We start from the raw sequence: 14,317 nt of genomic DNA on the forward strand, positions 1-14,317 counted from the left end.
CGCTCGGCACGCATTCCGCCGCGCGCGTCGCCTCTTGATGCAGAGAACACAATCAGTTGCATTTTATTCCGCGCGGTTTTCAATGGCCTTCACACGTGCACGCAAATCGACAAGCGGTGCGTTTAGCTCAGCGCATGGTTAGTGCGTCGTCAACGCATCGGCGGCACGCATCAGTCCGTGCGTCGTCGCGCGTCCGGCCAGCACATAGCGTTTGCCGTCGGCGGTCCACATCAGAATCCGCACGTCGCCGACGCGTTGCGCGGACCAATGCGGCTTGTCGCCTGCGAACGGCGCCGACGACGAAGCGAGGACGACGGCATCACCGTCCGCATTCCGGTAGTCCAGTATGTCGATACGGGCGAACGCGTTCGGACGACGCGTTCTCGCGTCGACGAGCCTCAGCCCCATCGGCGCAAGATCGGCGGCATGCGGGTCCTTGAGCACAGTCACGGTTGCACTCGCGTCTCGCTGACCGGAAGCGCGCATCAGCGCCATCACGGCCGTCGCATCGAGCATTTCGGTCGATACGCGCGACGCAAAAAACCACCCGCTCACCGACGACACGAGCAGCGCGATGCCGAGCAACGCCACGCCAATACGCCGCAGAAAGAAGGTGCGCGCGCTCGAACGGAAATCGACAGCCTGCGCACGCTCCGCGTGCCGCGCGCGAATGCGCTGCGCAAACGCGCCCTCAAAGACGTCGCGCATCTGCATGTTCAGATGCCGGTAAAACGCGATCCGCTCGGCCTCGCGCGGCCGTGAGCCCAGGTATTTGCGCACGCGCGCCGCCCGGTCCGGCGGCAGGTTGCCGTCGGCGAACGCCTGCATGTCCGCTTCGGTGAGCGGCGGGTCGGTCGGCGAATGAGTGCGGGACATGGCGGTTCAGTCGTACAAAATGAGGCTCCTGATGCGCTAACAGGACCATTGCGGACTTTATTCCAACCGCTTTCAACGATTCATTCGTCAGACGTTAGGCAAAAAGAAACGCGCCGCATGACCGAAGCCATGCGGCGCGTTGTACAAAAGCGCGGCACAAAAACGAAACAGCTTACTTCGCCGAAACGTCGATATTGCCGAAGTACTTCTGCGCGAGCGTCTTGACCGTACCGTCCGCCTGCACCTTCGCGATTGCCGCGTTCAACTGGTTGCGCAGCGCGGTGTCGCCTTTGCGGATGCCAAACGCGATGCCGCTGCCGAGAATCTTGTCGTCACGCACCGCCTGGCCGACGAACGCGAAGTCCTTGCCGTCGGGACGCGACAGAAAGCCCGTTTGCCCCGCGGGCGCTAGCACGAGCGTTGCATCGAGGCGGCCCGCGACGAGATCCGTGTAAACCTGGTTCTGGTCCTGATACGGCACGACCGTCACGCCGGCGCCTTCCCAGTGCGCCTTCGCATACGTCTCCTGAATCGACGCCTGCAACACGCCGACCCGCTTGCCCTTCAGCGATTCGGGCGTCGGCTGCAGGCCGCTGTCCTTGCGTGCGATCAGCTGCGTCGGCACGCGGTAGATCACGTTCGTGAAGTCGATGGCCTGGCGGCGCTTTTCCGTCGCGTTCATCGCCGAGTTGATCGCGTCAAATTTGCGGCCTTGCAGCGCAGGAATCAAACCGTCGAACGACGTTTCGACCCAGCTGCATTTCAGGTTGGCCGTCTTGCAGACCGCGTTGCCGATATCGATATCGAAGCCCTGCAATTCGCCATTCGAACCCTTCGATTCGAACGGAGGATATTGCGCTTCGAGCCCATAGCGCAGCGTCGTCGCATCGGCGGCCATCGCCGACGCCGTCGCAACCGATGCAAACGCGCACGCCAGCATCAGCAGATTCTTCAAAAGCTTCATCGTTGATCTCCTTCCCTTTATGTTCAATGCACGTCAGACGGCGTAGCGATGCGCCGATGCGTGAGCACCGGCAGACGGTTGCGCGCTTCATCGAGCGCGTTCTGGGTCAGCGTCGCGAGAGCGATGCCGGGTTCGTCGTCGTGACGCGCGAGCACTTCGCCCCACGGCCCGACGATCATACTGTGGCCAAAAGTCCGCCATCCGTTCGAGTGCGTGCCGCACTGACCGGACGCGAGCACGAAGGCCTGATTTTCGACGGCCCGCGCGCGCAACAGCAACTCCCAATGCGCGAGCCCCGTCGTGTGCGTGAAGGCAGCGGGCACGGCGATCACGTCGGCATTGGGTGCCGCGCGATACAGCTCGGGAAAGCGCAAGTCGTAGCACACCGACAGACGCAGCGCGCCGAACGGCCCAGACACAGAGCCGATGCTATCGCCGCCGACCATCGTATCGCCTTCCGCGTGCTGCTCGGCACCCTGGTTGAAGCTGAACAGATGAATCTTGTCGTAGCGTGCCGCGCACTGCCCCGACGGATCGAACACGAGCGACGTGTTGTACGCATGCGTGCCGACCTGCGGCCCCTGCGACGGCCGGATCGGCACCGTGCCGCCGATCAGCCACGTATTCGTCTCGCGCGCCAGTTCCGCCAACGTGTGTTGGATCGGGCCATCGCCGTATGCTTCGGCGAGCGCAACGCGCTGCATTTCGTCATCGCCGATCCAGCAGAAGTATTCAGGCAAGCAGACCAGCGTTGCGCCTTTGCGCGCCGCCTCGTGCACCCAACGGCGCGCTTCGCCGAGATTCTGCAGGACGTCAGAGCTGCTGCTCATCTGCACGACGGCTGCGTTGATCGATTCCTGCCTCATCGCTTGTTGCTCCCTCGTCCTCAAATCGAGCGCAGACGCCGCGCGCCTTCGATCAGCGTGTCGTCGTCCTTCGAAAAACTCAGGCGAATGAGGCCGCCATCCGTGCCGTCCGTATAGAACGCCGACAGCGGAATAGTCGCGACCTTCGCATCGCGGATCAGGCGCAGCACGAAGTCGCTGTCCTTTTCATCCGAGAAACCGCGAAAACGCGCGAGCATAAAGAAGCTGCCTTCGCTCGGTAACAGCTCGAAGCGTGAGTCGCGCAGTTCGCGCGTCAACAGATCGCGCTTGTGCTGATAGAACTCGGAGAACCCCAGATAGCTCTGCGGATTCGCAAGCGCTTCGACAAACGCGTATTGCATTGGCGTATCGGCGGAAAACACCATGAACTGATGGACCTTGCGAATCTCGTCCATCAGCGCGGCAGGCGCGAGGCAATAGCCGACGCGCCAGCCCGTCACGTGATACGACTTGCCGAACGAGGACACGATCACGCTGCGCTCCGCAAGCTCGCGATGACGCGCCATGCTGTGATGCTTCGCGCCATCGAACACGACGTGCTCATACACTTCGTCGGAGAGAATCACGATGTCCGTGTTGCGCGTGACGGCCTTCAGGCGCTCGATGTCAGCGTCGCTGAAGATCGTCGCCGTCGGATTGTGCGGCGTGTTGACGATGATCATCCGCGTCTTCGGCGTGATCGCGGCGGACACTTCGTCCCAGTTCACGCGGAAGTCGTTCGACGAGAGCTTGATCGCGATCGGCTTCGCGCCTTGCAGCCGCACGATGGGCGCGTAGCTGTCGAACGACGGCTCGAAGTAGATCACTTCATCGCCAGGATGCACGAGCGCGCTGATCGTCGAGTACAGCCCTTCGCTCGCGCTTGCGATCACGGTCACTTCCGTCGACGGATCGTAGTGGACGCCGTACAGCGTTTCCACCTTCGCGGAGAGCGCCGCGCGCAATGCGCCGATGCCCGCCATTGGCGCGTACTGGTTGTGACCCGCGCGCATCGCCTTGGTCACACCATCGACCAGCGCTTCGTCGGGCGCGAAATTCGGCGCGCCTTGCGACAGGTTCAGCGCATTGTGTTCTGCGGCCAGTTGACCGATGACCGTGAAGATCGTCGTGCCGACGTCCGGCAACTTCGAGCGTGCTTGCAAAGCGCTCTGCATGGGATTCCTCCTCCTCGCTGCAAATCGGCGGGCCATGCGTGATGCGTCGGTCCCGTCCAGTTTGAACGATTAGGCAACAACGCGCGCGCGAGAACAATCGAAAGTTTGTCATGCGCGGCATGCGTTTCGCTCATGCGGAGAATGCTGCGGCGCGATGCGCGAATGCACGCGAAGGCGCTTGCGCAAACGGAGTAAAGCGGAATGCGCACGACGGCAGGGTAATCCCGCAGGTATGAAAGGGTATGATGAGGCGTGATGCGAGGGCGGGTTTGCAGCAGCGTTGCAGAGAAGAGAGGCAGCGCGCGCCACGCGCTGCCGTCACGTTCATTCGTCCATCAGACGCACTTTCACTTTCTTGCCCTTGACCTTGCCTGCGCTCAGTTTGCGCAGCGCGTCACGGGCAATGCCGCGATCGACGGCGACGTAAGTCGAAAACTCCGTCACGTTGATCTTGCCGATCTGCGAACCGTTGAAGCCCGCTTCGCCCGTCAGCGCGCCGAGCACGTCGCCGGGGCGGATCTTTTCCTTGCGGCCGCCGAGTATCTGGAGCGTCTCCATCGGCGGCAACAGCGGCCCGTCGCTTGCGGGCTTCAGTTCGGAAAGCGGATGCCATTCGACGTCGCGCCCTTGCGCCTCTTCGATGCCGCCCACGCGCCCCATTTCGTTCATGCTCGCGAGGCTCAGCGCCCAGCCCTCCTGATCGGCGCGGCCCGTGCGGCCGATGCGATGCACGTGCACTTCCGGATCGGGCGTCACGTCGACATTGATCACCGCTTCGAGTTGCGCGATGTCGAGGCCGCGCGCGGCGACGTCGGTCGCAACGAGCACTGAGCAGCTGCGATTCGCGAACTGGATCAGTACCTGATCGCGCTCGCGCTGTTCGAGTTCGCCATGCAGCGCGAGCGCGTGAAAGCCCTGTGCGCGCAGCACGTCGAGCAGATCGCGGCACTGGTTCTTCGTGTTGCAGAACGCGATCGTGCTGACAGGCCGGTAGTGATTCAGCAGCAGACCGACGGCATGCAGACGCTCGTCCTCCGTCACTTCGTAGAAGCGCTGACGAATCTTGCTGTCGTCGTGACGCTCTTCGAGCTTCACTTCCTTCGGGTTGCGCAGAAACTGCTGGCTCAGTTTAGCGATGCCCTCGGGGTACGTCGCGGAGAACAGCAGGGTCTGCCGCTCCTTCGGACACTGGCGCGCGACCTTCGCGATGTCATCGAAGAAGCCCATGTCGAGCATGCGGTCCGCTTCGTCGAGCACGAGCGTGTTGAGCGCGTCGAGCGCGAGGCTGCCGCGCTCCAGATGATCCATGATGCGGCCCGGCGTGCCGACGATGATGTGCGCGCCGTGCTCGAGGCTCGCCGTCTGCGGACGCATCGGCGTGCCACCGCACAGCGTCAGCACCTTGATGTTTTCCTCGGCGCGCGCGAGACGGCGGATTTCCTGCGTGACCTGATCGGCAAGTTCGCGCGTCGGGCACAGCACCAGCGCCTGCACCGCGTAACGGCGCGCGTCGAGCCGCGCGAGCAACGCGAGCGAGAACGCCGCCGTCTTGCCGCTGCCCGTCTTCGCCTGCGCGATCAGGTCGTGGCCGGCGAGCGCGATCGGCAGGCTTGCGGTCTGGATCGGCGTCATCTCGACATAGCCGAGTTGCGTGAGATTCGCGAGCGCCGCCGGCGAGAGCGGCAGTTCGCTGAAGGGACGTGCCTTGTCTGTCATGTCGTTGTGCGGGCTTCAGTTATACGGGCGGCCTTCGATCTGCTCGTAGACGATCGTGCCGTCGTCGGCGTCGAAACGCTCGACATAGTTGCGGGCGCCGCACATCGGGCAGCGAAACAGCAGACCCTGCCCTTCGTTCTTGATGACGACGTCGGACTGTTCCCACTGCGCGCCGCAGCTCTGGTTGATGCAAGTAAACACGTTGATTCTCCAGCTTGATCGGTTGAGCGCGTTCCGTCGCATGCGAAGAACGCGAATGCACACAAGGCGCTGATCGATCGGTCCACGCAATGGAACGGATACAGCGCAGCCTGCTATGTCGTCGATGAGGATGATTGATCGGGCGGCGAAGGAAGTTCGCGCATTCCGTAATTTTAACGGATGCGCGCAGGCGAGCCCGGCAAGAACGCGCGAGATACGTTTTTAGTGAGTCAACCGCGCGTTCGCGGGCGCATGGACCGTTTTGAGCGTCTCTGAAGGAAGCAAGCCGAACAGCTTGCGATAGTCGGTCGCGAACTGGCTCAGATGCCAGAAGCCCCACTCGGCCGCAACGTCCTGCACCGTGCGCTCGCCGGGCGCGGCATCGCACAGATCGCGGCGCGCGCCATTCAGGCGGATCGCGCGCAGATAGCTCGCGGGCGCGAGACCCAGCACGTCCTGAAAGCAGTACTGCAACGTGCGGCGGCTGACGTGCAGATGCTCGCACAGCTCAGGCACGCTGACGGGACGCTCGCGATTCGCGAGCACATAGTCGCGCGCGGCAGAGACGATCCATTGTCTGCGCGGACGCGCGGGGATCGCGGGAAGCGCGGCGGGTTCCACGGACGCGCTCGCGCACAGATCGAACAGCGACGACAGCACCGACGCTTGCAGGTTGCAGCGGGCGCGTGTGGAAAGCGCGGCGCTTGCCGTATCGTCGAGTGCGCTGCGCAACAGCGCGCAGAATTGCGCCTTGTTTTTCGTGTCGATCGGAACGACGCCTGTGTGCGTGGCCTGATCGATCATGTCCGAGTGTTCGACGGCCGCTGCATGACGATGCAGCACGTCGCGGCATACGACCACGCCGAAGATCGCGTAGCCGCCCGGCGTCAAGAGTTCGAATTCGACGCCGCCGCGTTGGAACGCAAGCGCATCGTCGCCGATTGCATGCGAGTCGATGCGGCCCGTGTTCGCGGAATGGGCGGGAATGCCGAACCAGTACGCGTCCTCCGGCACTTCGCAGGTCTGGCGCAACGTCTGGCTCGTCGTCTCGCAGAACACGTGCATCGCGTCGAGATGCAGTCCCGTCAGCTTGCCGACGAAGCGCCCTGCCGTGAGCTGATCGTAAGTCTGCGTCCAGCCGCGAAGATTGCGCGCCTGTTCATCGGCGTCGTGCGCGACGCTCGTTTCGACGCGGCACATGGGCACGCGCGAGAACGGAGAGAAAAGATCGGTCGTCATATGGGCGTCGATGATGAACATGCACCTGCATGTGACATTGAACAAACAAGCGCACATCGACGCAAGTCCCATGCCGAAAGAACCTCCGCCAACTCTCCATTCCAAGGCACGCGCGCTGTTCATTCGATGAACACTCGCTCGTCGAACTGCTCATGGATGCAACGCCAGCGCTGAGCAATCTCGCGTGCATCGCGTGACGTGCATCGCGACAGTGCCGCGTGCACCGGCATCGGCTGCATGCGCGCGCTCGTTGGCACACTTCTGGCGATATGGACCCGCGGCAGCAGAAGACCGCTCAGCCGGGTGACATGCCCAAACGAATACATCGACTATCCGATCATGTGAGGAGCACGCAGATGAATCACGCAGAGATGAAGTTTCTGACCACCGAGTTTCCGTACAAGAAGCAGTATGAAAATTTCATCGGCGGGGAGTGGGTGAAGCCGGCGGGCGGCGAGTACTTCGACAACGTTTCGCCGATTACGGGTGAGCCGTTCACGTCGATTCCGCGTTCACGCGAAGCCGACATCGAACTCGCGCTGGACGCCGCGCATCGCGCGAAAACGGCTTGGGGCAAGACCTCGACCACGGAGCGCGCGAACATCCTCAACAAGATCGCCGATCGTCTGGAAGCGAACCTGCAACGCCTCGCCGTCGCCGAGACGATCGACAACGGCAAGCCGCTGCGCGAAACGATGGCCGCCGACATTCCCCTCGCGATCGATCACTTCCGCTATTTCGCCGGCGCGGTCCGCGCGCAGGAAGGCGGCATTTCGGAGATCGATCACGACACCGTCGCCTATCACTTTCATGAGCCGCTGGGCGTGGTCGGCCAGATCATTCCGTGGAATTTCCCGATCCTGATGGCGACCTGGAAACTCGCGCCCGCGCTCGCGGCAGGCAATTGCGTCGTGCTGAAACCGGCCGAGCAAACGCCTGCGTCGATACTCGTGCTGGTCGAACTGATTCAGGATCTGTTGCCTGCTGGCGTGCTGAACGTGGTCAACGGCTTCGGCCTCGAAGCGGGCAAGCCGCTCGCATCGAACAAGCGCATCGCAAAGATCGCGTTCACGGGCGAAACGACGACGGGCCGCCTGATCATGCAGTACGCGAGCCAGAACATCATCCCCGTTACGCTGGAACTTGGCGGCAAGAGCCCGAACATTTTCTTCGCCGACGTGCTCGACAAGGACGACAGCTTCTTCGACAAGGCACTCGAAGGCTTTGCGATGTTCGCGCTGAACCAGGGCGAAGTGTGCACGTGCCCGTCGCGAGTGCTGATCGAAGAATCGGTTTACGACCGCTTCATGGAGCGCGCGTTGAAGCGCGTCGCCGCCATTCAGCAGGGGCATCCGCTCGACGCGAAGACGATGATCGGCGCGCAGGCATCGAAGGAACAGCTCGAAAAGATCCTGTCGTATATCGATCTCGGCAAGCAGGAAGGCGCGCAATGCCTGATCGGCGGCGAGCAGAACAAGCTCGACGGTGAACTCGCGAAAGGCTACTACGTGAAGCCGACGGTATTCCGCGGTCACAACAAGATGCGCATCTTCCAGGAAGAGATCTTCGGGCCGGTTGTCTCCGTGACGACGTTCAAGAACGAAGAAGAAGCACTTGAGATCGCCAACGATACGCTCTATGGCCTCGGCGCAGGTGTCTGGACGCGCGATGGCTCACGCGCGTATCGCTTCGGCCGCGAGATTCAGGCGGGCCGCGTGTGGACCAACTGCTATCACGCGTACCCGGCGCACGCGGCGTTTGGCGGCTACAAGCAGTCGGGTATCGGGCGCGAGAATCACAAGATGATGCTCGACCATTACCAGCAAACGAAGAACTTGCTCGTCAGCTATAGCGACAAGCCGTTGGGCTTCTTCTGAGCGTCGTGCTCCTGTTGGGCGAATCGCTTGATGCGGTTCGCCCGCTTTTTCCGCGGATCAAATGAAAGAGGAAGCGCGATGAATGACGAAGGCGTTGCGCGTGTCGTGGCAACCGATGCGGCCATCAAACTGATTCAGCAGTTGAGCGCCGAGCACGGACCCGTCATTTTTCATCAGTCGGGCGGATGTTGCGACGGCAGCGCGCCGATGTGTTTTCCGTCGAACGAGTTCATGGTCGGCGCATCGGACGTATGGCTCGGCACGATTGGAGGCGTGCCGTTCTATATGAGCGAATCGCAATTCGAGTACTGGCAGCACACGCAGTTGATCATCGATGTCGTGCCGGGCAACGGCGGCATGTTTTCGCTGGAGCGGCCGACAGGGCTGCGATTCCTCACGCGCTCGCGCCTTTTCGATGATGACGAGAACGCGTGGCTCGACAAGCATCCCGTAAGCCGTGCCGATGCGCTCTGACGCCGCCTTGGCGAAGTTAACGCGGTATGCGCCCAGCCGTGGCATGACGGCTGGGCGCTTTGCTATTTTCTCGAAGCGTCCGCGATCAACGATGCGGCTTCGGACGTTTGAAGCAGCGCATCGCTATCGTCCTTCAGACCGACACCCGTCAGCCCCAAACGGCGCGCATGCGTCAACAGATAGTGCAGCTTGTGGGCGGCTGCTTCGTAGGCGAGCCCTTCCGGCCGCACGTTCGAAATGCAGTTGCGTTGCGCGTCGCTGCATCCGACTTTGGGCGCATACGTCAGATAGATGCCCAGGCTATCCGGCGAACTGAGCCCGGGCCGCTCGCCGATCAGCATCACGACGAGCTTCGTCTGCAACAACTCGCCGATCTCATCGCCCAACGCGACACGCGATTGACGCGCGACCACGACGGGGCCGATCTTCCAGTCCGCGAGGCGCTTCGTGATGGCCTGCAACAGAGGGATCGACTGCTTTGAAGCCGCAAATGCGGAGAGTCCATCGGCGATGACGAAAACCACTTCGGGCGGATCGTCGCTCGCGGCGTTGTTCAATAGATCGCGGCTCTCGCCCGAAAGACGCCGCCCCATATCCGGACGCCGCAAATAGTGCTCGCGATCCGGCGCGGCGCTATGCACGTCGAGCGACGTGAAGCCTTGGGCGCGCAACTGTTCGTGCAACGCGTCGGCATCGAGCGGATGGTGAACGGCGTCGCGCGCCTGCGCGTGCGAAAGATTGAACGCCAACAGCGGCGCAGTCGGCAGAGAATTGCCCGCGCGACCCAACGCGATGCGCGCGTTCGTGAAGGCACGCAGCGTCTGCCACGCATTCTTTTCGATCGAATCGCTCATGCGATGCCCATCCATTCGCTCGCGCCTTCGAGCAGCGGCTGACGCGCGGGCGCATTGAGCAACGCGCCACGTGCATCGGTGATCTGCATCGACTCCAGCCACTCTTCGAACTCGGGCGCGCGACGCAAACCCAGCACCTCACGCACATACAGCGCATCGTGAAACGACGTGCTCTGGTAATTGAGCATCACATCATCCGCGCCGGGAATGCCCATGATGAAGTTGATGCCCGCGACGCCGAGCAGCGTCAGCAGATTGTCCATATCGTCCTGATCGGCTTCCGCGTGATTCGTGTAGCAGATATCGCAGCCCATCGGCACGCCGAGCAGCTTGCCGCAGAAGTGATCTTCGAGACCGGCGCGCGTGATCTGCTTGCCGTCGTACAGATACTCGGGGCCGATAAAGCCCACGACCGTATTCGTCAGAAACGGATTGAACTGCCGCGCGACGGCATACGCGCGCACTTCGCATGTCTGCTGATCGACGCCATGATGCGCATTCGCCGACAGCGCGCTGCCCTGCCCCGTTTCGAAGTACATCACGTTGTCGCCGACGGTGCCGCGCTTGAGCGACAGCGCCGCTTCATACGCCTCCTGCAACAGCGCGAGCGAAATGCCGAAGCTCGCGTTCGCTTTCTCGGTGCCGGCTATCGACTGGAACGCGAGATCGACGGGCGCGCCTTTTTCAATTGCCGAAATCGTATTGGTCACGTGCGTAAGCACACACGATTGCGTCGGCACCTGATAGCGCGTGCGGAAATCGTCGATCATCACGAGCAGATTCGTGATCGCCGACAGACTGTCCGACGCCGGATTGATGCCGATCATCGCGTCGCCGCAACCGTACATCAGGCCATCGATCATCGATGCGGCGATGCCCTTCACGTCATCGGTCGGATGATTCGGTTGCAGACGCACCGACATGTGGCCCGGCAAGCCGACCGTATTGCGAAAGCGCGTGATGACAGGCCTTTTGCGCGCCGCGAGGATCAGATCCTGATTGCGCATCAGCTTCGACACGGCCGCGACCATTTCGGGCGTGAGGCCCTTCGTGATACGCGTGAGCGCGGCCGTATCCGTCGAAGTGGACAACAGCCAGTTGCGGAATTCGCCCACGGTCAGATGCGCAATCTCCGCGAACGCTTCGGCCGAATGCGTATCGATGACGAGGCGCGTGACTTCGTCGCTCTCGTATGGAATCAACGCTTCGTTGAGGAACGTGCGCAACGGCACGTCGGCGAGCGCCATCTTCGCGGCGACGCGTTCCTCCTCGCTCGCCGCCGCGACGCCGGCGAGCTGGTCGCCGGAACGCAGCGGGCTCGCCTTCGCCATCAGCGTCTTCAGATCGCCAAACCGATACGTGCGGCTGCCGATTGTCTCCGTGTAGCTCATATCGTGTACTCCGTCGCCGCGGCTACCGCGCGGCCTGTTGCGTGTACGTCAGTGTGTCTGTTGCATTCGGTGCTCGCACGCGTTCATTCTTCGAGAAGAACATCAGCCGGCGCGACTTCGCGTTGCTGGCGCGTCATCAGGAAGTAGCCGTAACCGAGCGCGACGAACGCAGCGAACACGAGCGCGACGAGCAGATTGAAGTAGATCATCGTCGCGAGCGAAATCACGGCGGCCACCAGCGCGAACGCCGGGAAATACGGAAACAGCGGCGCGCGGAACGGACGCTCCATGTCAGGCTCGGTGCGGCGCAGCTTGAACAGCGCGAGCATGCTGACGATGTACATCACGATAGCGCCAAACACCGACATCGTCACGATATTCGCGGTGAGCGTCTGCCCGCCGAACTGAATCAGCTCGTCGCTGTAGATCGCCGCGATGCCGATCACGCCGCCCGCGAGAATCGCGCGATGCGGAGTCTTGAAGCGCGGATGCACTTTCGACAGCCATTCGGGCAGGTAGCCCGCGCGCGCGAGCGCGAAGATCTGCCGCGAGTAGCCGAGAATGATGCCGTGAAACGACGCGACGAGGCCGAACAGGCCGAGCCACACGAGCATGTGCATCCAGCCGCTGTTCTCGCCGACGATGTATTTCATCGCTTGCGGCAGCGGGTCGTTGATGTTCGCGAGCTTCGTCCAGTCGCCCGCCGCGCCTGCGAACACCATCACGCCGATCGCGAGCACGACGAGCGTCAGAATGCCCGTCACGTAGGCGATGGGAATCGAGCGCTTCGGGTTCTTCGCTTCCTCGGCGGCCATCGCGACGCCTTCGATCGCAAGGAAGAACCAGATCGCGAACGGAATCGCGGCGAACATGCCATGGAACGCGCCCATGCTGAAAGTGCCGGAGCCGGCCCAGCCGCCCTTCGTGAAGTTCGCCCACTGGAAGCCCGGCGACACGACGCCCATGAACACCAGCAGTTCGAAAATCGCGAGCAGCGTCACGCACAGTTCGAACGCCGCCGCGATCTGCACGCCGACGATATTCAACGCCATGAACACGAGGTACGCGCCCATCGCCGCGTGCTTGGGTTCGAGGCTGGGAAACTGGACGTGCAGATACGCGCCGATCGCGAGCGCGATTGCGGGTGGCGCGAACACGAATTCGACGAGCGTCGCCGCGCCCGCTATGTAACCGCCCGTGGGTCCGAACGCGTGGCGCGCGTAGGCGAACGGGCCGCCCGCGTGCGGAATCGACGTCGTGAGTTCGGTGAAGCTGAAGATGAACGTCGTGTACATCGCGGCGATGAAAAGCGCGGTGATCACGAAGCCGAGCGTGCCCGCACTCGCCCAACCATAGCTCCAGCCGAAGTACTCGCCGGAGATCACGAGGCCGACGGCGATGCCCCAAAGCTGCCAGGTGCCGAGCGTCTGCTTCAACTCGTGATGCGTGACGACGCCTTTGTGCTGGGTTGTCGACTCTGCTTTCATCGGAGGCTCCCTTTTCGAAGTTGCCAGTTGATGGACCCGCGTCGTTGGCCTTCGCAGCGGGCCTGTTACCGGCGGCATCTGGCGATGGTAGGAAGCCATAAATCGAGGTGTTATCGAAAATCGGCAAAGATGAGGGCGTTGAGTGCGTGCGCGACTGAACCTGGTTAAGTCGTCGCTGAAAAACGCGGGCTGAATGACGCGTGGTCTTGGTCGGCACGCGGCCTGCACGAAGGATGCGGAAAATCGCTGCGTGCTGTCGTGAACTTTGCCGCTCCTTCTTCTACGATTGATTGCCAGAAGCGACCACGGTCATCGTGCGCGACATGCCGCGCGGTGGGGGCCTAGCAGTTTGCAGTCGTTCTCGCGGGCATCCAGCGCCGTCTTATGCACGCCGCCCATGCATGCCGCCCGCGCAGTATCGGAATGCCGGGACGCATCGCCTGTTCCGGCCGTCTCTTGCAGATTCAGGAGGTAATCAAATGACGATGAGAGATGTGGTGATTCGGGATATCGCGGGCTTCGATGTGTTGACCGTCGATCACGTCGGACCATATATGCAGATCGGCAAGGCGTTCGAAACGCTGATGGGCTGGCTGGCATCGCGTGGGCTGCTGTCCGGCGAGATGCGGATGATCGGGATCTTCTACGACGATCCGACCGCCGTCGCCGAAAACGAATTGCGGTCTAAAGCCGGCGTATGGCTGCCTCGGCCAGTCGATGTGTCGGGCGGCGGGCCTGTCAGCGTCACGTCGATTGCCGGCGGCAAGTACGCCGTGTTGCGGCACAAAGGGCCTTACGAGGATATGGCGGCGGCTTATCAGTGGCTCTATGGCGAGTGGCTGGTGAACTCGGAACACGAGGCCGCGGACGCGCCTGTGTTCGAAGAGTATTTGAACAATCCCAAAGAGACCGCGCCGGCAAATTTGCTGACGGATATCTGTCTGCCGCTGGTTTAGGAATGGTTCGTGCTCTGTTGCATCGCGTCTGAAGTCGGATGCGCCGAGCGGAGAGCGAAATGCCACGGTATCGGGATCTGAGCGGCCGATCGGGCGTGGTCGCCTACGAAACCCGTCCGGACGCTATCGTTGTGGGATTCACGGACGGCAAGGTCTATCTGTACGACTACGCGACCCCGGGTCGGCAAGACGTGGAGAAAATGAAGCGTCTTGCTGTCCGTGGCCGCGGGCTGTCGACATA

The 14,317-nt window shown here is 62.2% G+C and carries 13 protein-coding genes; 3 read left to right on the plus strand and 10 right to left on the minus strand.

Annotated features, from left to right (window positions below; translation table 11 throughout):
- Positions 1 to 138 precede the first annotated feature (138 nt).
- The 7 genes from VSR68_RS13245 to VSR68_RS13275 all read right to left on the minus strand — a co-directional run bounded on the left by VSR68_RS13245 (position 139) and on the right by VSR68_RS13275 (position 7,037).
- Complete coding sequence (locus VSR68_RS13245; protein WP_342940288.1) at positions 139 to 876, minus strand: anti-sigma factor; 738 nt, start codon at positions 874 to 876, stop codon at positions 139 to 141.
- 172 nt (positions 877 to 1,048) lie between these two features.
- Positions 1,049 to 1,840 (minus strand): ABC transporter substrate-binding protein, encoded by a 792-nt coding sequence (locus VSR68_RS13250; protein WP_342940289.1) that lies wholly within the window; start codon positions 1,838 to 1,840, stop codon positions 1,049 to 1,051.
- Positions 1,841 to 1,863: 23 nt separating this feature from the next.
- The gene (locus tag VSR68_RS13255) at positions 1,864 to 2,706 is read right to left on the minus strand and encodes a carbon-nitrogen hydrolase family protein (RefSeq protein WP_342940290.1); all 843 of its coding nucleotides are present in this window, start codon (positions 2,704 to 2,706) and stop codon (positions 1,864 to 1,866) included.
- A gap of 20 nt (positions 2,707 to 2,726) precedes the next feature.
- A complete protein-coding gene (locus VSR68_RS13260; protein WP_342940291.1) occupies positions 2,727 to 3,881 on the minus strand; it encodes a pyridoxal phosphate-dependent aminotransferase in 1,155 nt (384 codons plus the stop codon).
- Positions 3,882 to 4,205: 324 nt separating this feature from the next.
- Complete coding sequence (gene dbpA / locus VSR68_RS13265; protein ID WP_342940292.1) at positions 4,206 to 5,597, minus strand: ATP-dependent RNA helicase DbpA; 1,392 nt, start codon at positions 5,595 to 5,597, stop codon at positions 4,206 to 4,208.
- Between the two features lie 15 nt (positions 5,598 to 5,612).
- Positions 5,613 to 5,798, minus strand: a complete 186-nt coding sequence (locus VSR68_RS13270) for a hypothetical protein (protein WP_087732256.1) — start codon at positions 5,796 to 5,798, stop codon at positions 5,613 to 5,615.
- A 222-nt stretch (positions 5,799 to 6,020) separates the two neighbouring features.
- Positions 6,021 to 7,037 (minus strand): helix-turn-helix domain-containing protein, encoded by a 1,017-nt coding sequence (locus VSR68_RS13275; RefSeq protein ID WP_342940293.1) that lies wholly within the window; start codon positions 7,035 to 7,037, stop codon positions 6,021 to 6,023.
- 356 nt (positions 7,038 to 7,393) lie between these two features.
- Between VSR68_RS13275 and adh the strand changes: the two genes are divergently transcribed.
- A complete protein-coding gene (gene adh / locus VSR68_RS13280; protein WP_342940294.1) occupies positions 7,394 to 8,914 on the plus strand; it encodes an aldehyde dehydrogenase in 1,521 nt (506 codons plus the stop codon).
- 78 nt (positions 8,915 to 8,992) lie between these two features.
- On the plus strand, positions 8,993 to 9,388 hold the full coding sequence (locus VSR68_RS13285; protein ID WP_342940295.1) for a DUF779 domain-containing protein: 396 nt from the start codon (positions 8,993 to 8,995) through the stop codon (positions 9,386 to 9,388).
- 62 nt (positions 9,389 to 9,450) lie between these two features.
- Here the strand turns inward: VSR68_RS13285 and eutC are convergent, their stop codons facing one another.
- From eutC to eat, 3 genes are all read right to left on the minus strand, one after another.
- Positions 9,451 to 10,242, minus strand: a complete 792-nt coding sequence (gene eutC, locus VSR68_RS13290) for an ethanolamine ammonia-lyase subunit EutC (RefSeq protein WP_342940296.1) — start codon at positions 10,240 to 10,242, stop codon at positions 9,451 to 9,453.
- Positions 10,239 to 11,633, minus strand: a complete 1,395-nt coding sequence (locus VSR68_RS13295) for an ethanolamine ammonia-lyase subunit EutB (RefSeq protein ID WP_342940297.1) — start codon at positions 11,631 to 11,633, stop codon at positions 10,239 to 10,241. Before VSR68_RS13295 ends, eutC begins: the two co-directional genes overlap by 4 nt.
- Positions 11,634 to 11,716: 83 nt before the next feature.
- Entirely contained in the window at positions 11,717 to 13,120 is a 1,404-nt protein-coding gene (gene eat, locus VSR68_RS13300) for an ethanolamine permease (protein WP_342940298.1), read from the minus strand.
- Positions 13,121 to 13,521: 401 nt separating this feature from the next.
- Here eat and VSR68_RS13305 point away from each other — a divergent pair, with 401 nt between their 5' ends.
- Entirely contained in the window at positions 13,522 to 14,076 is a 555-nt protein-coding gene (locus VSR68_RS13305) for a GyrI-like domain-containing protein (protein WP_342940299.1), read from the plus strand.
- Positions 14,077 to 14,317: the final 241 nt, after the last annotated feature.

The sequence above is a fragment of the Paraburkholderia phymatum genome (assembly GCF_038900715.1).
GTDB classification, from domain to species: Bacteria; Pseudomonadota; Gammaproteobacteria; order Burkholderiales; family Burkholderiaceae; genus Paraburkholderia; species Paraburkholderia phymatum_A.

What these genes read in the sequence shown, in the direction of transcription:
- VSR68_RS13285 (WP_342940295.1), top strand. Translation starts at nt 8,993, where the DNA reads ATGAATGACGAAGGCGTTGCGCGTGTCGTGGCAACCGATGCGGCCATC.
- VSR68_RS13275 (WP_342940293.1), bottom strand. Translation starts at nt 7,037, where the DNA reads ATGACGACCGATCTTTTCTCTCCGTTCTCGCGCGTGCCCATGTGCCGC.
- eat (WP_342940298.1), bottom strand. Translation starts at nt 13,120, where the DNA reads ATGAAAGCAGAGTCGACAACCCAGCACAAAGGCGTCGTCACGCATCAC.
- VSR68_RS13305 (WP_342940299.1), top strand. Translation starts at nt 13,522, where the DNA reads ATGCCGCCCGCGCAGTATCGGAATGCCGGGACGCATCGCCTGTTCCGG.
- eutC (WP_342940296.1), bottom strand. Translation starts at nt 10,242, where the DNA reads ATGAGCGATTCGATCGAAAAGAATGCGTGGCAGACGCTGCGTGCCTTC.
- adh (WP_342940294.1), top strand. Translation starts at nt 7,394, where the DNA reads ATGAATCACGCAGAGATGAAGTTTCTGACCACCGAGTTTCCGTACAAG.
- VSR68_RS13295 (WP_342940297.1), bottom strand. Translation starts at nt 11,633, where the DNA reads ATGAGCTACACGGAGACAATCGGCAGCCGCACGTATCGGTTTGGCGAT.
- VSR68_RS13255 (WP_342940290.1), bottom strand. Translation starts at nt 2,706, where the DNA reads ATGAGGCAGGAATCGATCAACGCAGCCGTCGTGCAGATGAGCAGCAGC.
- VSR68_RS13260 (WP_342940291.1), bottom strand. Translation starts at nt 3,881, where the DNA reads ATGCAGAGCGCTTTGCAAGCACGCTCGAAGTTGCCGGACGTCGGCACG.
- VSR68_RS13250 (WP_342940289.1), bottom strand. Translation starts at nt 1,840, where the DNA reads ATGAAGCTTTTGAAGAATCTGCTGATGCTGGCGTGCGCGTTTGCATCG.
- dbpA (WP_342940292.1), bottom strand. Translation starts at nt 5,597, where the DNA reads ATGACAGACAAGGCACGTCCCTTCAGCGAACTGCCGCTCTCGCCGGCG.
- VSR68_RS13245 (WP_342940288.1), bottom strand. Translation starts at nt 876, where the DNA reads ATGTCCCGCACTCATTCGCCGACCGACCCGCCGCTCACCGAAGCGGAC.